The following is a 22,526-nucleotide window of genomic DNA, read 5'->3' as shown; positions in this document are numbered from 1 at the left end:
CCGCCCCGGAACCGCCCGACGCGCCATCCTGCTCAGCCGGCGCGTCCTCCGACGCGGGAACGGCAGGGGTGGGTCCGGAAGCAGGGGAAACGTCCGGGTTCACCGGCACGTCAGCGGCAGCGGCCGGCTCCGGGGCGGCAGAGGTAGCAGTGGCCTCAGACCCGGGAGCGGCGGAATCGGGGCCGTTGTCTTTGCCGTCCCGGTCATCGGGATCACCGATCGGTACCGTGATGCCGTCCTGATTCCTGCCGGCCGGCGACACCTTGCCCGGTGGGGCAGGCCGGGGCGCACCCGCGGAACCATCCGGATCCAGGTCGGAGGGAGCAGCAGCAGACGGAACAGCGGGAGGCGCAGTTGAGGTACTCGGATCGGGGGAAGGCGGGTCTCCCTTGGACGTGGCCGGAGCCTCGTCCGGCGTTTCCAAGTCGGCGATGTGAACGGTGCCGAACGTTGGATCTTCTACGACACGCAACTGATGGCCCGCACCAGGCGCGAGGTCCGGATACATCCGCCGCAGGCACTCCTCCAACAGTGCCCTATGCAAGTGGTACTCAAAACGAGAAGAACGCGCAGCCGAGGCAGCATTGAAGGCGGCGTTGCCCTGCCACTTCCTCGACCGCTGCTTCCCGAAGTCCTCCATGCACCAACACTATGGGCCGCCTATGACATTATTCGGTGGCGTCGCGATGGTGCCGAGGGGTTCCGGAGCGTCGCAGGAGGGTATCCGCAGGCTGTTGATAACCGCGGAGTTGCCGCCCGCCGTCGGACATGTGGCCTTGGTTGATGTCCGTTAATTCGCCCATCCGCTTCGGGCTGCGGGGCACAATGATGCTGTTACCGGATGGCGGCCCGAGGGGAGTGCTTTGCAGCAGCCGATTGACGTTACGGCAGGACGGGACGGGGCGCTCGAACCCCGTGTAGTCGTCGTGGGACAGGTGGCGCGGGACCTTGTGCTGTCCATTGACTCGGTGCCGGAGGAGGGAGGTTCGGTGCCTGTCCGCGAGCGCCGGGAGCTGCTGGGCGGCAAGGGCGCAAACCAGGGCGTGGCGTGCCGCCAGCTCGGCGCCAGAGTCGAGTTGATTGGAGTTGTAGGGGAGGATACTGCCGGACGTGAGGTCCTCGAGCAGGCTGGGGCCGACGGCATGGGTGTCGGCGGGGTGGTGCGGCGTGCCGGAGCGCAGACTGCACTGTTGCTGGACCTGGTCGGCCCGGCTGGCGTGCGGAGGCTGATAGAAGACGTCGGCGAGGAGGTGCTGCTTGGCCCCGCGGACGTGGAGGCGAGCCGGGAAATTCTGGAGTCAGCGGATGCGGTCCTCATCCAGCTCCAGCAGCCCGGTCCCGCCGTGACAGCCGCGCTTGATGCCTGCCCGGAGAAGGCACTCGTAGTGGCGGATGGGGCTCCCCAAAACGAGGACACCCGGCGTCGGGTGCTTGACCGCGCCGACGTCGTGCGCGCGGACTCGGCGGAAGCCGAGGCACTGGTCGGGTGGAAGCCGGACGGCGTGCAGGAAGCGGTTCGTGCCGCCTCGGAACTCCTCGCGGAGGGCCCCCGCGTGGTCGCGCTGTCGGTGGCGGGCAAGGGCGACGTCGTCGCCTGGTCCGGCGGGCATGTTGTCCTGCCGCTGCTGGGCGAAGAGCCGGTGGACACGACGGGCGCGGGTGATTCCTTCGTCGCGGGCCTGGCGATGGCGCTGCTGGCTGGGGAAACGGCCGAGCTGGCGGCATGGTGGGCAGCCGCGGCCGCTGCCGATGTGGTCCGGCGACCGGGCGGAAGGCCGGAACTCGAGGCAGGCCGCTTGCGCGACGCGGCATGCCGGGCACATAGGGAGGCAGCCGGCAGAACGGGATAGCGTAATTCAGATGGCTAAGAATACCTTCACGACGCATCCCTGGCAGGTCCGCGAAGATTCACTAGACCCGGAATCCGTGGGGGTGGCGGAGTCGGTCTTCGCGCTGGCCAACGGTTACGTTGGCCTCCGCGGTGTACTCGACGAGGGTCGGCCGAGCGCTTCGCGGGGAACGTTCCTGGCGGGCGTCTTCGAATACCATCCGCTGTCCTACCCGGAGGGCGGATACGGGCATCCGGACAACGGCCAGGCCATGATCGGCGTGGCGGACGGCAGCGTCATCCGGCTGCAGGTCGACGGCGTGCCCCTGGATGTGCGTGATGCCTCTCCGGCGCGGCACGAGCGTGTGCTCGATCTGCGGGAGGGCAGTTTGCGCCGCGAAGTTGAGTGGCGGACACCGACCGGCGCACTGATGCGGCTGGTGTCCACCCGACTGGTGTCCCTGTCCCACCGCTCGGCGACGGCCATCCGCTATGAAGTGCAGGCTGTCGACCAGCCGGTGCAGATTGTGATCCGCTCGGAGCTCACGGTCAACGGCACCCCGCCATCGGTCGAGAACAGCGATCCCCGCGTGGCCGAGGCGCTGGGCAGCCCCTTCGAACCCTTGCTGGGCGGCTCCCATGCAGGCGGCGGCCATCTGGTGCACCGCACACGGGGAAGCGGAATCTGCGTCGCAGCTGCCGTTTCGCATGACCTTGTCCTGCCGGAGGGCGCGGATGTCCACACCGTGGACAGCGAGGACCAGATCGCCACGAGCATCGTGGCCGAGCTGGAGCCCGGCGGAAGTGCCGGGTTCGTGAAGTTCGTGAGCCACGCCTGGTCCCGTGAAGACCCGGCCGAGGACCTGCGTGACCAGGCCTCGGCCGCACTCGAGGGAGCGCGGCAGCTGGGCTGGGAAGGGCTGCTGGCCGAGCAACGCCGGGTCCTCGACGGTTTCTGGGAGACCTCGGACGTGGAGATCGACGGGGACCCCGAACTGCAGCAGGCGCTGCGCTTCGACCTTTTCCAGCTTTTGCAGGCGTCGGCGTGCGTCAACCGAGCCCCGGTCGGGGCCAAAGGTTTGACGGGCTACGGCTACAGCGGCCACACGTTCTGGGACATCGACGGCTTCCTGATCCCCACCATGGCCCTGCTGCGTCCGCAGGATGCCGCGCGGATGCTCCGCTGGCGATCGTCGGGGCTGGACCGGGCGCGGAAGCGCGCCCAAGTCCTGGGCCTCGAAGGAGCCTCGTTCCCTTGGCGCACGATTGATGGCGGAGAAGCCTCCGCTTATTGGCCGGCCAGCACCGCCGCGGCACACATCAACGCCGACGTCGCCCGGGGCTTCGCGTTCTGGGCGGACGCCACCGGCGGGAACGTGGCGGATGTAGGCGGCCTGGAGGTCCTCGCGGAAACCGCCCGGGTTTGGACAAGTATGCTGCACCGCGACCACGAGGGTCGCTGCCACCTGTACGGCATGACGGGCCCGGACGAGTACACCGGCGTGGTGGATGACAATGTCTTCACCAACCTCATGGCGCGGCGGAACCTGCGCTGGGCGGCCGATGCCTGCGCAGCCGACCCGGATTCGATGCGGCAGCTCGGAGTCTCGCTGGAAGAGACTCAGCTCTGGCAGCAGGCCGCGGATGCGATGTACATCCCCTATGACGAGGTGCTGCGGGTGCATCCGGCCAACGAGGGGTTCACCACCTACCGGGAGTGGGACTTCGAAGGCCGGCAGGACGCCTATCCGGTCCAGGACCACCAGCACTACGCCAAGATCTACCGCCGCCAGGTCATCAAGCAGGCGGACCTGGAACTAGCGCTCTGGTGGTGTGCCGACTACTTCACCCCCGAAGAGACCGCCCGGAACCTGGATTACTACGAACGCCGCACCGTCCGGGACTCCTCGCTCTCCGCCGCCGCACAGGCAGTGGTCTGTGCCCGGGCCGGGCACCTGGATCTGGCGCTCGCCTATCTCCGCGAGGCCGCCTTGGTGGACCTGCGCGACTTGCAGCACGACAGTGAGGAGGGGCTGCACCTCGCCTCGCTGGCCGGGGCCTGGCTCGCTCTCACTTGCGGTCTCGGCGGGCTGCAGGTCGCCGGCGGCATGCTGCAGTTGGCTCCGCGGCTGCCCGGGCAGCTGAAGCGCATTGCCTTCCGCTTCCAATGGCGGGGCCACCGCTTCGGTGTGGAAACCACCGCCGCGGGCACGGTCGTCCGGCTGCTCGACGCCGGTACAGGCGGCGGTGCATCCCAGGGTGCAGACGGCACGGAATCCGGCCCGGAGGTCCGGCTGACGATTGACGGAACGGAGTACGCCGTCGCTCCCGGCTTGCCGGCAGAAGCCCCGCTGCGCTCGCCGGAGCCTCTTCTTCCGCCCCCAACGCAGCCAGCAGGCCGGGCGCCCGGCGGGCACCCGGCCTGAACGGCTTAGCCTAGTCAGGCCAAGGCCTTGGCCTTGATCCTCTCGAACTCGTCGGGCCGGATCAGCTGGCGGTCCAGCAGATCCTGGGCCTTCGCGATTTCATCGGCCGGGCTGGCGCTGGTCCCCGCAGTCTGGCGGATGTACGCCTCGGTCGCCTCAGCCTGGGCGAGCGCGGCCTCGCGGGACCGTTCTGCCATCGAGCGGCCCCGGGCGATCAGGTAGATCAGCACGGTCAGGAACGGCACGAAGATCAGGAAGAAGATCCAGACGGCTTTCCACCAGCCGCTGAGGAACCGGTCACGGAACAGATCCGTAATGACACCGAACAGGGCGAACAGGTAGGAGACAAAGACGAAGCACCAGAAGAACCACCAGATGACGTCCCAGAAGTTTTCCCAAAAGTCCATGGCCTTCCTCCCGGCCTGCTGAGTTGGATGTTGCCAGACTGTCCCATGGTGTGCGTGATGCGCCAATTCTACGGCCGGGTGCCAGCCCCAGAAACGCCCAAAACGGGGGGGTCAACGGTAGTGTAAAGTGTCGAATAGATATTCGAAAGAGGTGCCCCGTGGGGGATTCAGGAGAACACTTCGCGGCATCGGCGCTGCCTTCCGGCGGGGCCGGCTCGACGGCCCAGGCGAGCGGTTTCCCCTCTCCGGCCCGCGACTATTTCCACGGCGGTATCGACCTGAACCGGCACCTGATTCGTGACCGCACCAGCACGTTCATCATGCGGGTGGCCGGCAATTCAATGGCTGCGGCCGGGATTAGTGACGGGGACGAGCTGATCGTGGACCGCTCGCTGGCGCCGCGGGACGGATCCGTCGTCATTGCCGTGCTGGAGGGGGACCTGGCGGTGCGCCGGCTTCGCACGGGCCACGGGAGGGTGAGCCTGCAGACGGACGACGGCGGCGTCCCCACCGAGGTGCCGGAACTCGCGGACCTGCAGATTTGGGGCGTCGTCACCCGCTGCCTGCACCATGTCTGACGGCGGCGGGCAGTCCCCGCGGCAGGGAAGCCTGTCCGCCAACCGGATCGCCCTGGTGGACGTCAATAACTTCTATGTCTCCTGCGAACGAGTCTTTGACCCGAGGCTGGAAGGACGCCCCGTCGTCGTTCTTTCCAATAACGACGGCTGCGTGGTGGCCAGGTCCGAGGAGGCGAAGGCGCTGGGGATCGCGACGGGAACGCCGTGGTTCCAGGTGGCGCCGCTGGCGCGGCGCTGGGGGCTGGTGGCGCGTTCGAGCAATTACGAGCTGTACGGGGACCTGAGTTCGCGGGTGATGGAGGTGCTCGGAAGGTTCGGCGTGTGGCAGGAGGTCTACTCGATCGACGAGTGCTTCCTCGGGCTGCCCGGCTCCGAGGCGCAACTGCGGGAGACGGCCGCCCGTGTCCGTGCCGCCGTCGGCCGGTATGTCGGCGTCCCGGTTTGTGTGGGGGTGGCGCCGACGAAGACGCTCGCAAAGTTCGCCAACCATATCGCCAAGCGGAATCCGGGGATGGGCGGGGTCTGCTCGCTGGATTCGATGCCGGCGGGCGAGATCGAACGGATCCAGTCCCGCGTTCCGGCCACCGGCCTGTGGGGCGTGGGGCGCAAGACCGGGCAGCGGCTAGCGGCGCTGGGGATCGATTCGATCGCGGACCTGAAGGCGGCGGATCCGCTGATGATCCGGAAGCGGTTCTCCGTGGTGCTGCAGCGTACGGTGCTGGAGCTGAACGGGACGCCGTGCATCCCGCCGATCGATGAGCGGGCCGACAAGCAGCAGATCATGTTCTCGCGCAGCTTTTCCACGCCGGTGACTTCGTCCGAGCAGATGGACCAGGTGATGGCGGTTTACGCGCAGCGCGCGGCGGCGCGGATGGCGGAGGACGGCCTGCGGGCGACGGTGCTGACGGTGACGGCGGGGACCAGCCGCTTCTCCGGGGGCGAGTCGTCGTTTCCGTCCGCGAGCGTGCAGTTGCCGGCACCCACACAGGATCCGATCCAGCTCACCCGGGCTGCCGTTGCCGCGATGCGGGGGTGTTTCGAGCCGGGGCAGAAATACGTGCGCGCGGGCGTGCTGTTCAGCGGGCTGGAGCCGGCGGACGCGCAGGAGGCCTTCGACCCGTTCGTCAGCGAGCTGGAACAGCGGCACATCGGGGACCTGCTGGGCAGCGTCCGGGCGAAGTTCGGGGAGGCGGCCATCGGGCTGGGGCAGGGCGGGATGGCCGAGCCGGCGGCGTGGTCGATGAAGCGCGAGTTCTCCTCGCCGAAGTACACGACGGATTGGTCGGAGCTGCCGGTGGTCCGGGCCTGAGGGGGCGGCCCGGCAAGGGGCGCGCACCGGAGCCTCCGGCATTGGACCTGCAACGGCTCAAGCGGCCGGCTCATCGGCCCTTCCGCCGCCGCGGGAAACGGGCTTAAGCTCGATTCACTCCATCAAGCCTCCGCCTGTCCGGGCGGTTCCCGCCAAAGGGGAAGACCGGCATGCGACTCGCCGTCGACCTCACCAAATGCCAGGGTTATGGCCAGTGCGCCTTCCTGGCCCCGGGTGTTTTCACCATGCAGGGCGACGAGGCGCTGGTCTACGATCCGGACCCGGACGACGGGCAGCGCAAGCGCATCCTGCGGGCGGCAGCGGCCTGCCCGGTCCAGGCGATCGAGCTTGACCAGCCACGGAATCTGCGGCGGCAGGCCGAGGGATCGACGGCCTCGGTGCGCCCTGTGGCCGGGAAGTCCGCGGACTCCGGGAAAGTAGATGAGGGTCTGCCGACCGGCCGCATCGTGATTGTCGGCGCGTCCCTGGCCGGGCTGCGCGCGGCGGAGAATCTGCGCCGGAACGGCTTCGAGGGGAAGCTGACGCTGGTCGGCGACGAACCGTACGAGCCGTATGACCGGGTGCCGCTATCCAAGCAGGTGCTGTCGGGCTGGGTCCGTCCGGACCGGACGGCGCTGCCGCGGCAGCTCGGCGTCGACGCGGAATGGCGGCTCGGTGTGGCCGCCGCGGGACTGGACGTGGCCGGCCGGCGGGTGCAGTTGGCGGACGGGAGTGCCATTGGCTTCGACCGGCTGCTGATTGCGACAGGCATGCGGGCACGGCCCTGGCCCAATCCGGCGGAGGCGGCACTCGATGGCGTGCTGACGCTGCGGACGAGCAAGGATGCCGCCCGGCTGCGGCGGCGGCTCGCCGCTATGCCGGAACGTGTGCTGGTGATCGGGGCAGGCTTCATTGGCTCCGAAATTGCCTCCGCCTGCTGCGAACTCGGCCTGCCAGTGACCGTGGCGGAGGCCGGGCCGGCGCCGCTGCGCGCGGCCCTCGGCGAGTCGATCGGGGCCATCGCCGGCGGGATGCAGCGCGAAAACGGCGTCGACCTACGCTGCGGAGTCTGGGTCCTGGCGCTGGAGGGCGACGATGCCGGGCGCCTGCGGAGAGCGCACTTGTCGGACGGGACGGTCCTCGAAACAGAGGTTGCGGTCGCGGCTCTCGGCGGCATCAGCAATAGCGAATGGCTGGTTGGGTCACCGCTGGCGTATGGACCCTGGGGCGTCGCCTGCGACGCCGGCTGCCGGGCCCTGGACGCCGACGGGAATGTTGTGCCGGGCATCTTCGTGGCGGGTGACGTTGCCTGCGCGGCCCACCCGCTCTTCGGCAATAGGTTTGTCCGTCTCGAGCACTGGGGCGACGCCGTGGCGCAGGCCGAGACCGCGGCACACAACATGGTCAGCCGGCCGGACGCCCAACTGCCCCATCTGGCCATGCCGATGTTCTGGTCCACCCAGTTCGGCTGCGAGATCAAGAGTGTCGGGGTGCCTTCCCTCGGTGCGGAGGTCGTGATTGCCCAGGGCTCGGTGGAGCCGCGCAGGTTTGTTGCCGCCTACGGCTGCGACGGACGCATCGTCGGGGCTGTGGGCTTCAACCAGAACAAGTGGCTGGATTTCTACGAACGACTCATCCGCCAGGGGGCTGCGTTCCCGCCGGCCTTCCACCAGATCGACGAGGCGGAAAGGCACCAGCCGTTCGCGGCGGCGTTCCCCAATCCGCCCGTCCTCCCGCCCATCAAGGAGCCACCGCCATGGCCGAGCCGACCCCCTGGGAGCAGGTCCTGGACTACTCCCGCCGCCCGGATCCCTACCCCCTCTACACAGAACTCCGCCGCACCCCGGTGAGCCGCCTGGAGGACGGCAGCTACTTGGTCACCACGTACGCGGAGAACCTTGCGCTGCTGCACGACCCGCGGCTGAGCTCGGATCCGAGCCACAATCCGCAGTTCGCTGCGGCGATGGAGGAGCTGTCCGAGGACATGCAGCCGAGTTTCCTGCAAATGGATCCCCCCGAACACGACCGGCAGCGGAGGCTGGCCATGCGGCATTTCGGCCCTCCCCATCAGCCGGAAAGGATCGCGGGGCTCGAACCGAGGATGATCGAAATCGTCACCGGACTGATCGACGGCATGGCCGGCAAGGACCGGATCGACGTCGTCGATGAACTGGCCTACCCCTTTCCCGTCTCGGTGATCTGCGAGCTGCTCGGGGTGCCGCCGGAAGACCGGTCCGAATTCCGGAAATGGGTGGACCTGGCGATCGAGACCATCGACCCGGGCCTGGATCCCGAAACGCAGCAGGAGAAGCGGAAGGAAGCCAGCACCGAGCTGTTCAACTTCATCAGCAACCTGGTGGAACGGCATCGGCAGTCGCCGGGAGACGACCTGCTCTCGGCGATGGTGGCGGACGACGGCTCGGAGGGCAGGCTGTCCACCGGGGAGTTGGCGAGCACCGGGCTGCTGCTGCTCATCGCCGGCCATGAAACCACCGTCAATCTCATCTCCAACGGCATCCTTACGCTGCTCCGGCATCCCCAGGCGCTGGACCGGCTGCGCCAGGATCCCGAGCTGGTAATCCCCATGACCGAGGAACTGCTGCGGTTCGAGCCGCCGGTGCACTTCGTGCCGATCAGGACGGCCTTGGACGACATCGAGATAGCGGGCACCACGATCGCCGCCGGGTCTCCGGTCACCCTGGTCCTGGCCGCAGCCAACCGGGACCCGGGCCGGTTCGCCGAGGCCGACCGGTTCATTCCGGACCGGCCGGACAATCAGCACCTGGGGTTCGGCAGCGGCATCCATCTGTGCTTCGGTGCCCCGCTCGCCAGGCTCGAGACCCAGGTCGCGCTCACGGAGTTCGCACGCCGGATCCGGAATCCGCGGCTGGCCGAAGACCCGCCGCCGTACCGGCCCAGCCCGATCCTCCGGGGCCCGCTGCACCTGCCGGTGGACATCGATCCGGACTGACGGCCCGGGCAGGTCAGCGGACCGGGTTGGGCGAGGGCCGGCTTTCCTGCGGGACCGGGGCCTTGCGCAGCCAGAACAGCGAGGCGGCGGCCAGCCAGCAGAGCACGGCGGCCGAGATCCAGGCCGGGTGGTAGCTGCCGGTGGTTTCCCGCAGCCAGCCGGCGGTGGCTGCGGCCACGCCGGCGCCGACCATGTGGGAGGCAAAGACCCAGCCGAAAACGACGCCGGCTCGTTCGATGCCGAAGTGTTCACGGCATAGTGCCGCGGTAGGCGGCACCGTGGCGACCCAGTCCAGGCCATAGAAGACGATGAAGACCCACAGCGGCGGCTCGATGCTCGGTCCCAGAAGGGAGTTGACGAAGACCAGCGAGAGGCCGCGGAGCCCGTAGTAGCAGACCAGGAGCATGGCCGGGTTGAACCGGTCCGTCAGCCAGCCCGAGGCCACGGTACCGATCAGGTCGAAGACTCCGATCAGAGCCAGGAGGCCGGCCGCCGTCGTCGCCGGCATCCCGTGGTCATGCGCCGCGGGAATGAAGTGGGTCTGGATCAGGCCGTTGGTGGACCAGCCGCAGACCCAGAACGTGAAGAGCAGGATCCAGAACGGACGCCGGGCCAGGCTCTCGCGCAGCACCCGCAGCGCGAGCCGGGCGGGGGAGACCTGCGGCTTCGCCGGCACCGGCACGGGATTATCCGCCTCTTCGCCGTACGGCCGGAGCCCTACGGCATGCGGGCTGTCCGCGAAGTAGCGGGCCACGAAGGGAATGATCGCGGCGGCCACGAGGGCCGTCGCGAGGGCAGCCGCGCGCCAGCCCTCGTGCTCGGCCAGGGCCACGATCAGCGGCAGGAAGACCAGCTGTCCGCAGGCGTTGCCGCCGGAGAAGATGCCCATCACGAGGCCGCGGTGGCGGACGAACCAGCGGTTGGCCACGATGGAGCCGAACACCAGCGCCATCACCCCCGTGCCGACCCCGACGAACAGGCCCCAGAGGACCCAGAGCTGCCAGAGCGAGGTCATGAACACGGTGAGTCCGCTGCCCAGCGCCGTCAGCCCGAGCCCGGCCAGCACCACGCGCTTCACGCCCAGGCGCTCCATGGCCGCGGCGGCAAACGGAGCCGTCAACCCGTACACGATCAGGTTGAGCGTCACGGCGCCGCTGGTCCCCGAACGGCTCCAGCCGAACTCGGTCTCCATCGGCTCGAACAGGGCCCCGGTGGTCGAACGGAAGGCGGCACCCGCGACCAAGGCCAGCATGGTCAGGGCGGCGACGATCCATGCCAGGTGGATGCTGCGGACTCGGATGCTCACCCGATGATGGTAGACCGGCGCTGCGCTTTGCCGAACCCGGCATTACAGCGCGGGGAAGCACCGTGGGCCAGATCACGGTCCGTTACGGAATGGTGCCGCGTCCCGCCGTCGTTATTCCGAAGAGAAGCGAACTGCAGCTAAGGAGCCTGATGAGCCTCGCAACCACCGAAACCAGCCTGACCGACGAACTGACCCTGGACCGCGCTGCCGCGGACCACCTGTTCCTCGAGGCGCGCACCGCCAACACCTTCTCCGCCGAGCCGGTGTCCGACGAGAAGCTGGAGGCCATCTACGAACTCACCAAGATGGCCCCGACCATGATGAACAACCAGCCGCTGCGCATCACCTGGGTCCGCTCCGCGGAAGCCCGGGAACGCCTCGCCGGGCACATGGCGGAGGCCAACCGGGAGAAGACCCGCACGGCCCCGGTGGTCGCCATCCTCAGCTACGACGCCGATTGGCATGAGCACTTCGGTACTTTCTTCCCGCACGCGGCCGAGCGCAAGGCCATGTTCGACGACAACGCCGCCATGCGCGCTGAGGTGGGCAAGAACAACGCGTGGCTGCAGTCCGGCTTCTTCATCCAGGCCGTCCGCGCCGTGGGCCTGCACGCCGGCCCCATGGGCGGTTTCGACGCGGCCGGTATCGACGCCGACTTCAATGCGGGCACCAGCCAGAAGGCGTTCATGGTCGTCAATGTCGGTTCCCCGGGCGAGAACCCGTGGTTCCCGCGGCTGCCGAGGCTCGATGCAGAGGTCGCAACCCGCACCGTCTGATCCTTTGGCGGCCCTGCTCCCGGCGGGCGGGCTGCAAACGGGCCGGCTGCCAGCTGGCCGGCTGGCGGCCCGACGCAGCGGCCCGCAGGGCAAGAACGACGGCGGCACCCGGTTGGGTGGCGCCGTCGTTGCGTTGCGGAGCTAGCCGGGGAAGGGGACGTTGGGGGTGTCGCCCTCGCCGTCGGCGTCCTTGTCCCCGTAGGCCTCCTTGGCCAGCTCGTCGGCCTTCGCTTCGCTGCCCTTTACGGGGATGTTGCCCTCGTGGACTTCGTCGCGGCCGGTGCCTGCTGCGGAAGTTGCGGAGTCGTCGGCATGCTGCGGGTGCAGTTTCTCGTTCGGGTCCATGGATGCTCCTTCTCGAGGGTCGGACTACTGCCCGGCTGGGGCTGCGGGCCTAAGCCCACCCTACGCCCGGGCAGCCCTCAGCGGTGCGCGAAGTCCAGACCGAGGCGCCGCCTGCTCAGGTACAGGCTCAGGAGTATCCCGAGCGTCGCGAAGCCGCAGGTCATCCACCAGGTCGAGTCCCAGCCGCCCGTGGCGGTGGCGAGCCATGCGACCAGCGCGGGGCCGGTGAAGTTGCCGACGTTGAAGATCTGCTGCATCAGCCCCATCGCGGCCGGCGCGGAGCCGCCCGGCGGGGCGAGGTCCACGGCGAGCCGGGTCAGCGTCGACGGAACCACGGCCCCGGTCAGCGAGAAGGCGGCGACGCACGCGAACTGCAGCGCGGTCCCGCCCGGCACCGCGGTCCAGTCCACGGCGAAGGTGAGCAACGACGTCGTGCCCATGAAGATAAAGGTGGGAATGATCAGTTGCCGCGGGGTAGCGCCGCGCTGCAGCAGCGGGGCGGTGGCGATGGCGCCGACCGCGTTGAGGCCGCCGACCACGGCGCTGAGCACTCCCGGCCAGATGCCGGTGACGCCGTTCTGCTCGTAGATGGTCGGCAGGAAGCCGACGACGGCCATCCACTGGATGGTGTAGCAGCCGAAGACCAGTCCGGCGATCCAGGGCTTGAGCGAGCGGACGGTCACGCCGATCCGCCTGGTGGCCGCGCCCGCGCCGCTGCCGTCCCGCGGCGGGTCGCGGGGAACGAACTTCAGGATCAGCGGCACCGGCAGCAAGGTCACGGCGGCCATGATCCACCACCAGGCCTGCCAGCCCGTGACCTGCAGGATCAGTGCGCTCGCCATCAGTCCGACGAAGGTGGCGCAGCCCTGGTACGCACTCCAGAAGCCGACGGCGGTATTGACCCGGCGCGGCGGCGTGTTGGCGCGGATCAGTCCGGGCGCCACGACGGTCGCGAGCTGGAAGCCGGCGCCTTCGATTGCTCGGCAGGCCATGAGGAGGCCGGCGCCGGCGGAGAAACCGCCGAGCAGGGAGCCGGCAAAGAGCAGTCCCAGCCCGATCAGCAGGCAGCGGCGCGCCCCGATGAGCTCGGCGAGCAGGGATACAGCCAGTCCGCCCACCATGCCGGCCACCTGGACCAGGCCGAGGAGCAGCCCCGCCTGGACCAGTGACAGGCCGAGTTCGGCCTGGATCTGCGGGACGGCGGCGGGGAGCTTCCAGATGTGCATGGCCGCGGTGATTCCGGCGAGAACGACGACGATCCACGCCGCGTCCACGCGCTGTTTCGTCATCGCTGTTGTTGCCGTCGCCATTGCACCCCCACCTCGGATCCGCCCGGCGTAAAGACTATCCGCAGCCGGCCGGATGGCGGCATCGGGCCCGGACTGTGACGCGGCCGACACGGCGGCATCGGCACTGGGGGAGGCGCCCGCCGTCGTTAGCCCCCGCCGTCGTTAGCCCCCGCCGTCGTTACGCCCCGCCGTTGCCGTCAGGCCCCGCTAGAGGCTGCGCTCCGACTGGTGCCGGCGCCGGCCGCCCACCTCGGCGGGAAGCTCTGCGACGGGGACCATCACGAGGTCTTGGATCTTCCAGTCCAGGTCGATGCAGCCGTCGCGGGCCGCTTCGAGCGCTTGGAGCGGGGGCAACTGGTCCCGCGGCACAACGAACGCCTCGACGTGGAAGACATGTCCCTGGTCCCGGACCCGCGAGCCGGCGGATTCGACCCATGGCAGGCCGCGCAGGTAGTCGTCGACTTTCCCGATGAGCGGGTGGGGCTTGCCGTCGTCGAAGGTCATGGCCCGGGTGTCCATCAGGTCGGTCACTGCCCCGCGCATGTTCTTCCAGCCGTCGTGCAGGATGCTGCCGGCGATGAAGATCGCTGCTGCGGCGTCCGCCCACCAGAGGCCGATGCCGATGCCGGCGACGCCGAGGATGCTGCCGACGGCGGTCATCCAGTCCGCCTTGTTCATGTCCGCATCGGCGTAGAGCACCTTGTTATGCAGGTCCTTGGCGAGCTTGATCTTGATCCGGCCGAGAATCACAGGCGGGACCGCCGTGAGGGCCATGACCGCCATCATCAGCCAGCCCAGCCAGACCGTCTGTCCGAGCAGTTCGACGGAGCCGATGGGAGGGTGCTCGCCCTTGAGCAGGCCCATGCCGGAGTCGATCAGCAGGAAGGTGCCCATCGCGCACAGGGCCACGGCGGCCACCAGATGGCCGACGCCGGTGGCCCGATGGTAGCCGTACGGATAGCCCTCGGACGGCGGCTTGTTGACGATCCGCACCGCGATCAGGAAGGCCAGAGGCGGCGCGAAGGAGAGCATGTCCTCGATCCACGCCGCCTTCATCGCCTGGGAGTTGCCCATGGTGAGGAACACCAGGGTGACGGAGACGGCGAGGATGGCGAGGGTGGTCCACTGGAGCCGGATGGCTTTGCGCAGCACACGCTCCAGATCCTCGGGCAGTTCGGTCCGGCCGAAGCGCGCCGTCATTGGACCTCCTCCCGCAGGAACCGTTCCAGCTCCACCAGGAACGCGTTCTCGCCCATCCGGGCCGCCATGACGTGCTGTTCCTTGTCGCCCTGGCCGTTGCTGGTTTCCAGGTACGGCTGCGTCAGGGCGGCGTGCTTGGACCACGGCGAATCCTTCGTTAGCCCGCCGACGACCAGGTCCAGCTCGCCGCGTTCGAGCCGCCTGACGAGGTTGGATTCGCCGCCGGAGACCCACTCGACCCGAGCGTTGTGCTCGGCGGCAAAGGCCCGGACGAGTTCCGCCTCGGTGCCGGCCGGGCCGGTGCCGGCTGAGCTGGTGCCGGTGGCGGCGTTGGCGTTGGCGTTGGCCGGGCCGGACCCGGTGCCGGTCTCGGTCCACGGGGGATTGTGCGAGATGCCGACCCTGAGGGTTCCGCCGGCCACCCGGTCCAGCGTCCCTTCCGGATCGGAAGGCATCTTCAGTCCGCATCCGGCCAGCAGCGGCACGAGCAGGGCCGCGAGGAATACGAATTTGGTGCGCATACAGCGACCATAGCTAAGCATGCTGACTTTTTGGGAATCCGGACTCGGGTGGCCGGCCTGCCCACGTTTAGGCCCTGCTGCACAGCTTTAACTTACAAGCAAGCCGCTGACGTGGTGATTTGCGGAACTTGAAGGGTAAAGCTGTACAGGGCGGGGGCAGGGCAGGGCAGGGCAGGGCAGGGCAGGGCAGGGCAGGGCAGGGACAGGGCGGGGCGGGGACAGGGCCGGGGAGGCCCTGCTAGCCGGCGAAGCCCTGCCAGAGTGCGTCGAAGGGGGCGTTGGAGGAGACGCGGGCCTTGATCCCCTCGGTGACGAAGGCCTTAGCCGTCCGGGCAGCCTCCAGCGGTGCGGCGCCCTTGGCGAGTTCGGCGGTGATGGCCGCGGCAAGCGAGCAGCCGGCACCGGACACGGCAACCTCGCCGACCTTGGGGGCGCTCAGAACCTCGAGGGTCTCGCCGTCGAAGTAGACGTCCACGGCGTCGGGGCCTTCCAGCCGCACGCCGCCCTTGGCCAGTACGACGGCGCCGGAGGCCTGGTGGATCAGGCGTGCGGCTTCCTTCAGGTCCTCGAGGTCGTTGATCGCGATGCCGGACAGCGACTCGGACTCGAAGTGGTTGGGCGTGACGAACGTGGCCAGCGGCAGGACCTCCGCCTTGAGGGCCTGGTCGGTATCCAGTGCGTGGCCCGGTTCCTGGCCCTTGCAGATCAGCACGGGATCCAACACAACGTTCTTCCACTGCTGGGACTTCAGGGCGTCGGAGACGGTCCTGATGGTGGCGGGTGAGCCGAGCATACCGATCTTGACGGTGTCCAGGCTGCCGGCGTAGCAGGTTTGGATGGCCTCAAGCTGGTCCGCGATGACCTGGGCGTCCATCGGAGTGAAGCGATGGTTCCAGTTGTCCTTCGGATCGAAGGAGACGATGCACGTCAGCGCCGTGATGCCGTACGTGCCCAGCTCCTGGAAGGTCTTCAGATCCGCCTGTGCGCCCGCGCCGCCGGTGGCTTCCGATCCGGCGATGGTCAGGGTGACGGCGGGACGTGGGGCGGTGGTTCCAGCTGAAACAGACATGCCTCCATTGTCCACACCCGCCCGGGCAGGAGTGAAACCGGCTAGGCCTGGCGGGCGATCGGTCCGGCTCGGAGCGGGCGGGTTCATGCCCCGGCCGGGATGCGGCTGAGGTCAGTCGTAGACGTCCACGAGCTTCCAGACGGAGGCCCGGCCCACCGCCGCGCAGGCGCCGATCAGGCAGGACAGCCAGACGGTTTCCCACGCCGCCCCGCCGTACATCGCGCTGAAGATCAGCCAGGCCACGGCGGAGATGACCAGGAAGAAGGCAAGCACGTGCAGGCCCTGGTTGCGTACCGGGCGCAGGGCCAGGCCCAGCAGGAAGGCGATGGGGGCGCCGACGACCAGCCCGATGGCTCCGGCGTAGAGCAGCACCACGATGGCCATGCCGAATGTGGGCAGGACCTGGCGCCAGCTGAAGGTTCCGCCGAGCACCGAGATCAGTATGACGGCGAGCGAGAACGTCGCAATGGCGGCGAGGAAGCCGGTGAAGAAGGCCAGCGGGCCGAACGTGACGCGGTGGCGAGGATTTTGGGCGCCGAGCAGTTCGTCGGCGAACTCTTCGTCCGCCTCGAGCGGCATGCCGGCCGTCGACGGAACCGGTCCCAGGGGCTCGCGCGGAACCCGCCCCGACGGGCCGAGGGGAATCTCCGGCGGCTCGCGGCGGGAAGGCGTGGCGCCGTCGTCGTTGTCCTGCGTCATGGCTTGCTCCCTCTTGCGGCCGGGTCCGCCCTGCGCAGCACCCGGCGGCAGCGCCCACGTGGCCCCGACTCCCTGGAACGTCCGCCCGGGTTGGTTGCGTAAGTCCAGAATAGGTGGCGCCGGGCAGATCGCAAGGGTGCGCGGGAAGGTGTGGAAAGGCGTGCGCAAAAAGGCACGGAAGAAGGCACGCAAAAGGCACGGAAGAAGACACGGAAGAAGACACGGAAGAAGGCACGGAAGACGGCGCGGAAGAACGTGTGCAAGGAGCCGTGGGAGAATAGGAGGCGGTCCGGTGCAGACGGGCCGCCCAGTGCTAATACAGCGGACGCCGCTTAGGATCCCACGGACCTGCCTTGCGTTGCGCGAACCACTACTTTCGAAGGTGCCCCCCATGCAAGACCTGCAAAAGCCCGCCCACCCCCGCGCCCGCTTCGCATCGATCGGCAGCCCCTACTTCGGCATCATGCTGGCGGCCATGGCCGTGGTGCTAATCCTGTCGAACATCGGGGCGGCGAAGGGCGTGGTGATCGGCCCCATTGTCACGGACGGCGGCTTCTTCCTTTTCCCGCTGGCCTATATCCTCGGCGACGTGGTCAGCGAGGTCTACGGCTTCCGGGTGGCGCGGCGGGCCATCGTGACCACGTTCGCGCTCTCCGTCTTCGCGTCGCTGTGCTACTGGGTCATCATCATGCTCCCCGGTTTCGATGACGAGTTCGGTGCGTCCAAGCAGGCGGCGCTGGAGGGGGCGCTGGGGCCGGTGCCGCTGATCGTGCTGGCCAGCCTGCTTGGTTTCCTGGTGGGCCAGACGCTGAACTCCTGGGTCCTGGTGCGGATGAAGGAGCGCTTCGGCGAGCAGCGGCTGTGGGCCCGGCTGATGGGTTCCACCGGCGTGGGCGAGTTCGCCGACACCCTGATCTTCTGCTCCATCGCGGCCTCCGTCATCGGCATCGGGGACTTCGCCACCTTCGTGAACTACGTGGTTGCCGGGTTCGTCTACAAGACGCTGGTCGAGTTCCTCTTCGTCCCCGTCACGACGGCGGTGATCGGCGCGGTCAAGCGGCGCGAGCCCTCGTACGGGGTGGCCGCCTAGGCCCGCTGCGCAGCCTCCGCGGCCTGCCGGGCAGTCTCTTCGGCCTGCCGGGCGGCCGCCTCGATGCGGGCCCGGTGGCCGGACCACTCGTCTGCGCTGCGCACCGACAGGTTCGGGTCTCCGGGGCGCTGGCCGGCGCTGCCGTCGATCAGTTCGCGGAGGATGTCCGCGTGGCCGAGGTGCTGGGCCGTCTCGACGCACATGTGCACGAGGATCTGGTGGAGGGTTACGCGCCGGCGTTCTTGCGGCCACCAAGGCACCTCGCCGACGGCGTTGAGGGGCAGGGCTTGGATGGTGGCATCGCTATGGGCGGCCGAGAACCGGTGCAGTTCGATAATCTCCTCGCGCGTCTCATCCGCGGCGGCCCACAGGTCCGCGTCCGGTTCCGCATCATCGTCGAACCACGGCAGGCTGCGGTCGGCGGGCCGCCCGAAGACCTCGCCCAAGTAGTCGAGCTCGACACTCGCCACGTGCTTCACCAGCCCAAGGAGATTGGTGCCGGTCGGGGTCAGGGGCCGCCTGACGTCATACTCGCTGAGGCCGTCGAGCTTCGCGAGCAGGTCGGCGCGCCGGGATCGCAGGTAGTGGTGAAGAACCGCTTTGTCGTCCATCCCTGCACTCTAGTCGGCGCCACCAACGCTTTGCCCGGTCGCGGGCAGCTCTCCCGGGCCCGGCAGCCAGTCCGCAGGCTTACTCTTGACCTATGTTGGAGATCCTGACCGGCACCGGGTTGTCAGCGGCGGCGGGTCTGAATGCGTTCATCCCGATGCTCATCCTGGGCCTGCTGGACCGCTACACGGACCTGGTCCAGTTGCCGGCTGAATGGGACTGGCTGGCGAACGGCTGGGTGCTGCTGATCATCGGCGTGCTGCTGGTGCTGGAGATCGCGGCGGACAAGATCCCCGTGGTCGACAGCTTCAACGACTGGATCCAGACGGTGATCCGCCCGGCCGCCGGCGGCATCGTCTTCAGCAGCGGCATTTCGTCGGAAACGGTCAGGGTCTCGGACCCGGACACGTTCTTCGGCGGCACGGCGTGGGTGCCGGTGGCACTCGGCATCGGGATCGCGTTCGTGGTGCACGTCGTCAAGATGATGACACGCCCGGTCCTGAACGCGGCGACGGTGGGTGCAGCAGCCCCGGTGGCCAGCACGGTCGAGGACACGGCGAGCCTCTCGCTGTCGCTGGCGGCCGTCCTGGTGCCGCTGCTCGTGGTGGTGCTGCTCGCCGTCGTCGCTATTGGATTGTGGCTGCTGTTCCGCAGGTACCGCCGGCAACGCCGGCTCAGGCGTAGTACCGGCCCAGCACTTCGCTCTTGAACTCGAAGAAGCTGCCGTCGTCGATCGCGAGGCGGGCGTCATCCACGAGCTTCACGGTGAACCGCTCATTGTGGATGGAGATCAACGTGTGGCTGACCATCTCGTTCGCCTTGAAGAGGTGGTGGATGTAGGCGCGGGTGTAGTTGGCGCAGGCGTAGCAGCCGCAGCCCTCCACCAGCGGGGTGAAATCGCGCTTGAACCGGGCGTTGGAGAGGTTCTTGCGGCCGTCCGGGGTGTAGAAGGCCGAGTTGCGGGCGACGCGCGTGGGGGAGACGCAGTCGAAGGTGTCCGCCCCGTTCTCGATGGCGGTGAAGATGTCGTCCGGCTCGGAAATGCCCAGCAGGTGGCGCGGCTTGTCCTCGGGCAGTTCCTCGTTGCACCAGCGCACGATGGTGCCGAGGTTCTCCTTTTCCAAGGCACCGCCGATGCCGAAGCCGTCGAAGTTCATGGACCCGAGGTCGCGGCAGGCCTTGCGGCGCAGGTCCTCGTACTGGGCGCCCTGGATCACGCCGAAGAGTGCCTGGTACGGCCGGTGCGAGCGTTCTTCGGTCAGGCGCTCGTGTTCGGCGACGCAGCGCTCGGCCCAGAGCCGGGTGCGTTCCAGGCTGGACTCCTGGTAGCCGCGGGAGTTCATGAGGGTGGTCAGCTCGTCGAAGGCGAACATGATGTCGGCGCCGAGCTGGTGCTGGACCTGCATCGAGATCTCCGGCGTGAACCGGTGGCGGTCTCCGTTGAGGTGGGACTTGAACCAGACCCCGTCGTCGTCGACGTGTGCCAGCCGCTCCTTGCCGGCGGCGACCCGGTCGTCCGCGCCGGAATCGGCGGCGACGGCGTCCATATTGATCACCTTCTTGAAGCCCGATCCCAGGCTCATCACCTGGAAGCCGCCGGAATCGGTGAAGGTGGGGCCGTCCCAGTTCATGAACTTGCCCAGCCCACCGGCCTCGTCCAGCACGTCCGCTCCGGGCTGCAGGTACAAGTGGTAGGCATTGGCGAGCAGGGCCTGGGCGCCAAGGTCCTTCATGGACTCGGGCAGCACGGCCTTCACGGTGGCTTTGGTGCCGACCGCGATGAACGCCGGCGTCTGGATCTCGCCGTGCGGGGTGGTGATAGTGCCGGTGCGTCCGTTGAACTCACCGCCGTTGGCCTCGATGTGGCCGGCGGTCGGTCCGGCGGTGTCGGTCAGGCGGTTGCCAACGGTGAAGGAAAAGTCAGACTGGGGCACCCATCCATTCTGCCGTATCGCCCGGGTCGGCTCGGCCGGTGTCGCCGGGCTCACCCCGCCCTGTTCGGGTCCTCACAGAATCGCCCTCTCCCCGACTCGGGGGCGCCAAGCGGCCGTAGAGTGGCAAATGCCTCCCGGCTTGTGGTCGGAAATGCGGCCATAGTGGCATTATCCCGTCCGACCGAAAGCAGGTTCCGCGTTTGAAAGAGCACGTGCGGGAGTTCTTCCGCGTCGGCCCCGCCCGGCAGGACCACATCGTCGGGATCCGCTGCGCCGCGAGCGTCGGCCTGCCGCTGCTCGCCCTGCTCGCGATGGACTGCTTCGACCTTATGGTTTTCGCCGCCTTCGGCGCATTCACCGGGATCTACGGCCGCGGCGAACCCCATGGGGCCAGGCTGCGCCACCAGGCCGAGTTCGGCGTCCTGATGCTGCTGGTCATGCTGGCCGGTGCCCTGACGGCAGCGGCCGACGCCGGACCTTGGGGCATCGTCATCGGCACCACCGTGGTGGCCGGGTTGTTGTCACTCGCGGTGAACTACTTCGGCCTGCGCCCGGCGGGCGTCATCTTCTTTACCTTCGGCTATGCCGCGATCGGCTCCATCCAGCCGACGCCGCCGCTCTGGCAGGCGATGCTGACCGGACTGGTCAGCGTGCTGCTGGCGATGCTGATCGGGGTGAGCAGCCGACTGGTCCCGTCATGGCGGACGTCGATGGCGCCGCCGCCCAAGCGCGTCCTGACGCCCGACCACTGGCGGGAGTTCAGGGTCGAGGCAGCGGCGAACGCGGTCGCGGCGCTCGCCGCCGGAACCATCGCCACGATAGTCGGCCTCGGACACAACTACTGGGCTATGGTCGCCGCGGTGGCGCCCATTGCCGGTCCTAGCCTGGCCCAACGGATCAAGAAGGGCGTCCACCGCATCCTGGGAACCTTCGCGGGCGTGGTCGCGGCCGGGCTGCTGCTGGCGCCGCACCCGGCGCCGTGGGCCCTGGTGCTGATGGTGATCGTGCTGCAGTTCGCGGCCGAGATGTTCGTCCTGCGGCACTACGCCCTGGCCCTGATCTTCATCACGCCGCTGGCGCTGATCATGACGGAACTGGCGGCGCCGACCAACCCGCAGGAGCTGATGGTGGACCGGGCGCTGCAGACAGCCATTGGGGCTCTGGTGGGCATCAGCCTCGTCTACCTCATGCACCAGCGCACCCTGCGGGAGAAGAACCGGCGCCGGTTCCTCAAGAGCCGTGGAGGAAACCCGGGGCAGGATTAGCACGGGGTCCCGGCGCAGCCGGCTGCGTCCTGCAGATCCTCCAGCGGGAGGCCGCCTGTGCCGAAGAACCCGCAGCGGGGCCGCGCGTCAGAGCGGCCGGCCTACCGTCAGCTCCTCGGAGGAGGGGAAATGCCGGGTGCGCCAGGAATCCCACGCCCCCCGGATCTCGCCCAGCCGCCTGGCACCCAGGCCGTACGTCGTGATCAGGACCTGCGTGCCGCCGTCGGGCCTTAGCCGCTCATGCTTGGGCTGGGTGGCGACGATCAGCAGCCCGTCCCCGTGCTCGGCATAGGTCCGGACCGTCAGGCCGAGCTGCGTGTCCGTGCGGAACCAGACCTTGCCGCTGATGGTTTCGCCGGTGCTCAGCTCGGCTTCGTAGTCCTCGCCCGGCTCCGGCATGTCCGCCAGGCCGAGGCTGGCCAGGACGCCGCCCTCGGGCACCGCATCGTGCGCGAAGTACGTGGTCTGGCGCGGCATGTTGGGGTGCCGTTCGAGCGCGAAGCGCAGCTGCTGCAGGAAGCTGGTCCAACCCTCGGTGATGTCCTGGTCCCAGTCAGCCATCTCCGAGCCTGGCTCGATTGTTCCGCGCTCCAGGGTGACCTGCGTGCCGTCACCCACCGGCTCGAGGGTGAACGTGTCGCCTCCGTTGGTCACCAGCTTGCGGTGGTCGGCACCCTCGGTCGCGTTCGTGAAGTAGATTTCGTTGATCTCGTCCTCGAGGCTGTCCAGCTCCCAGCCGTGCCACTGCGCAATCCTGCTCGGCTCGCGCAGCATGACCCAGACCTGCTGGGCATCGGCATTGATATGGACGCTTAGCGGATTACGGTTCTCCGTCATGTCAGAGGACTCTACTCCCGGCCGCCGACGGCTGGCCAGAGCCCGGTGCCGAGGGGGGTGGCCGGCT

21 protein-coding genes are annotated in these 22,526 nt (G+C 68.5%); 10 read left to right on the top strand and 11 right to left on the bottom strand.

The window, feature by feature from the left end; all coding sequences use genetic code 11:
* Positions 1 to 863 precede the first annotated feature (863 nt).
* Together AHIS1636_RS15460 and AHIS1636_RS15455 are read left to right on the top strand one after the other, a co-directional pair.
* Positions 864 to 1,850, top strand: a complete 987-nt coding sequence (locus tag AHIS1636_RS15460; RefSeq protein ID WP_264796732.1) for a PfkB family carbohydrate kinase — start codon at positions 864 to 866, stop codon at positions 1,848 to 1,850.
* A 10-nt stretch (positions 1,851 to 1,860) separates the two neighbouring features.
* Entirely contained in the window at positions 1,861 to 4,254 is a 2,394-nt protein-coding gene (locus tag AHIS1636_RS15455) for a glycoside hydrolase family 65 protein (RefSeq protein WP_264796731.1), read from the top strand.
* Positions 4,255 to 4,268: 14 nt separating this feature from the next.
* Here the strand turns inward: AHIS1636_RS15455 and AHIS1636_RS15450 are convergent, their stop codons facing one another.
* Positions 4,269 to 4,661, bottom strand: a complete 393-nt coding sequence (locus tag AHIS1636_RS15450; RefSeq protein WP_264796730.1) for a hypothetical protein — start codon at positions 4,659 to 4,661, stop codon at positions 4,269 to 4,271.
* 194 nt (positions 4,662 to 4,855) lie between these two features.
* Between AHIS1636_RS15450 and AHIS1636_RS15445 the strand changes: the two genes are divergently transcribed.
* The 4 genes from AHIS1636_RS15445 (at position 4,856) to AHIS1636_RS15430 (ending at position 9,519) form a co-directional block, all read left to right on the top strand.
* A complete protein-coding gene (locus AHIS1636_RS15445; protein WP_264796735.1) occupies positions 4,856 to 5,239 on the top strand; it encodes a LexA family protein in 384 nt (127 codons plus the stop codon).
* Complete coding sequence (locus AHIS1636_RS15440) at positions 5,232 to 6,548, top strand: Y-family DNA polymerase (protein WP_264796729.1); 1,317 nt, start codon at positions 5,232 to 5,234, stop codon at positions 6,546 to 6,548. Before AHIS1636_RS15445 ends, AHIS1636_RS15440 begins: the two co-directional genes overlap by 8 nt.
* A 170-nt stretch (positions 6,549 to 6,718) precedes the next feature.
* Positions 6,719 to 8,398 carry an FAD-dependent oxidoreductase gene (locus tag AHIS1636_RS15435; RefSeq protein ID WP_264796728.1) on the top strand — a complete coding sequence of 560 codons (1,680 nt, stop codon included), beginning with the start codon at positions 6,719 to 6,721 and terminating at the stop codon, positions 8,396 to 8,398.
* Positions 8,305 to 9,519, top strand: a complete 1,215-nt coding sequence (locus AHIS1636_RS15430; RefSeq protein WP_264796727.1) for a cytochrome P450 — start codon at positions 8,305 to 8,307, stop codon at positions 9,517 to 9,519. Before AHIS1636_RS15435 ends, AHIS1636_RS15430 begins: the two co-directional genes overlap by 94 nt.
* Positions 9,520 to 9,532: 13 nt before the next feature.
* Here AHIS1636_RS15430 and AHIS1636_RS15425 read toward each other — a convergent pair whose 3' ends face one another.
* Positions 9,533 to 10,825 carry an MFS transporter gene (locus AHIS1636_RS15425; RefSeq protein WP_264796726.1) on the bottom strand — a complete coding sequence of 431 codons (1,293 nt, stop codon included), beginning with the start codon at positions 10,823 to 10,825 and terminating at the stop codon, positions 9,533 to 9,535.
* A gap of 149 nt (positions 10,826 to 10,974) precedes the next feature.
* Between AHIS1636_RS15425 and AHIS1636_RS15420 the strand changes: the two genes are divergently transcribed.
* A complete protein-coding gene (locus AHIS1636_RS15420; RefSeq protein ID WP_264796725.1) occupies positions 10,975 to 11,601 on the top strand; it encodes a malonic semialdehyde reductase in 627 nt (208 codons plus the stop codon).
* A 141-nt stretch (positions 11,602 to 11,742) separates the two neighbouring features.
* Here the strand turns inward: AHIS1636_RS15420 and AHIS1636_RS15415 are convergent, their stop codons facing one another.
* From AHIS1636_RS15415 to AHIS1636_RS15390, 6 genes are all read right to left on the bottom strand, one after another.
* Entirely contained in the window at positions 11,743 to 11,946 is a 204-nt protein-coding gene (locus AHIS1636_RS15415; protein ID WP_264796724.1) for a hypothetical protein, read from the bottom strand.
* Between the two features lie 77 nt (positions 11,947 to 12,023).
* On the bottom strand, positions 12,024 to 13,256 hold the full coding sequence (locus AHIS1636_RS15410; protein ID WP_264796723.1) for an MFS transporter: 1,233 nt from the start codon (positions 13,254 to 13,256) through the stop codon (positions 12,024 to 12,026).
* Positions 13,257 to 13,442: 186 nt separating this feature from the next.
* The gene (locus AHIS1636_RS15405; RefSeq protein WP_264796722.1) at positions 13,443 to 14,435 is read right to left on the bottom strand and encodes a cation efflux transmembrane domain-containing protein; all 993 of its coding nucleotides are present in this window, start codon (positions 14,433 to 14,435) and stop codon (positions 13,443 to 13,445) included.
* Positions 14,432 to 14,956: a transporter substrate-binding domain-containing protein gene (locus AHIS1636_RS15400; protein WP_264796721.1), complete on the bottom strand. Its 525-nt coding sequence runs from the start codon at positions 14,954 to 14,956 to the stop codon at positions 14,432 to 14,434. The genes AHIS1636_RS15405 and AHIS1636_RS15400 overlap by 4 nt, the downstream gene beginning before the upstream one ends.
* A gap of 238 nt (positions 14,957 to 15,194) precedes the next feature.
* Complete coding sequence (locus AHIS1636_RS15395) at positions 15,195 to 16,025, bottom strand: hydroxymethylpyrimidine/phosphomethylpyrimidine kinase (protein ID WP_264796720.1); 831 nt, start codon at positions 16,023 to 16,025, stop codon at positions 15,195 to 15,197.
* A 111-nt stretch (positions 16,026 to 16,136) separates the two neighbouring features.
* Positions 16,137 to 16,724, bottom strand: a complete 588-nt coding sequence (locus AHIS1636_RS15390; protein ID WP_264796719.1) for a hypothetical protein — start codon at positions 16,722 to 16,724, stop codon at positions 16,137 to 16,139.
* A gap of 391 nt (positions 16,725 to 17,115) precedes the next feature.
* On the opposite strand from AHIS1636_RS15390, the gene AHIS1636_RS15385 reads away from it, so the two are divergent.
* A complete protein-coding gene (locus tag AHIS1636_RS15385; protein ID WP_264796718.1) occupies positions 17,116 to 17,814 on the top strand; it encodes a queuosine precursor transporter in 699 nt (232 codons plus the stop codon).
* Here the strand turns inward: AHIS1636_RS15385 and AHIS1636_RS15380 are convergent.
* Entirely contained in the window at positions 17,811 to 18,425 is a 615-nt protein-coding gene (locus tag AHIS1636_RS15380) for a DinB family protein (RefSeq protein ID WP_264796717.1), read from the bottom strand. The genes AHIS1636_RS15385 and AHIS1636_RS15380 overlap by 4 nt on opposite strands.
* A 92-nt stretch (positions 18,426 to 18,517) precedes the next feature.
* On the opposite strand from AHIS1636_RS15380, the gene AHIS1636_RS15375 reads away from it, so the two are divergent.
* Complete coding sequence (locus tag AHIS1636_RS15375; protein ID WP_264796716.1) at positions 18,518 to 19,132, top strand: DUF4126 domain-containing protein; 615 nt, start codon at positions 18,518 to 18,520, stop codon at positions 19,130 to 19,132.
* On the opposite strand, the gene tgt is transcribed toward AHIS1636_RS15375, so the two are convergent.
* On the bottom strand, positions 19,098 to 20,375 hold the full coding sequence (gene tgt, locus AHIS1636_RS15370) for a tRNA guanosine(34) transglycosylase Tgt (protein WP_264796734.1): 1,278 nt from the start codon (positions 20,373 to 20,375) through the stop codon (positions 19,098 to 19,100). The two genes, AHIS1636_RS15375 and tgt, sit on opposite strands and share 35 nt — an antisense overlap.
* A gap of 182 nt (positions 20,376 to 20,557) precedes the next feature.
* On the opposite strand from tgt, the gene AHIS1636_RS15365 reads away from it, so the two are divergent.
* Positions 20,558 to 21,622, top strand: a complete 1,065-nt coding sequence (locus AHIS1636_RS15365) for an FUSC family protein (protein WP_264796715.1) — start codon at positions 20,558 to 20,560, stop codon at positions 21,620 to 21,622.
* A gap of 87 nt (positions 21,623 to 21,709) precedes the next feature.
* On the opposite strand, the gene AHIS1636_RS15360 is transcribed toward AHIS1636_RS15365, so the two are convergent.
* Positions 21,710 to 22,459, bottom strand: coding sequence for an SRPBCC family protein (locus tag AHIS1636_RS15360; RefSeq protein ID WP_264796714.1), 750 nt, complete (start codon positions 22,457 to 22,459; stop codon positions 21,710 to 21,712).
* Positions 22,460 to 22,526 lie beyond the last annotated feature (67 nt).

Source organism: Arthrobacter mangrovi (genome assembly GCF_026011795.1).
GTDB classification, from domain to species: Bacteria; Actinomycetota; Actinomycetes; order Actinomycetales; family Micrococcaceae; genus Crystallibacter; species Crystallibacter mangrovi.
Note: the sequence above shows the minus strand (reverse complement) of the source record. Positions and strands in the feature narration are given on the sequence as shown.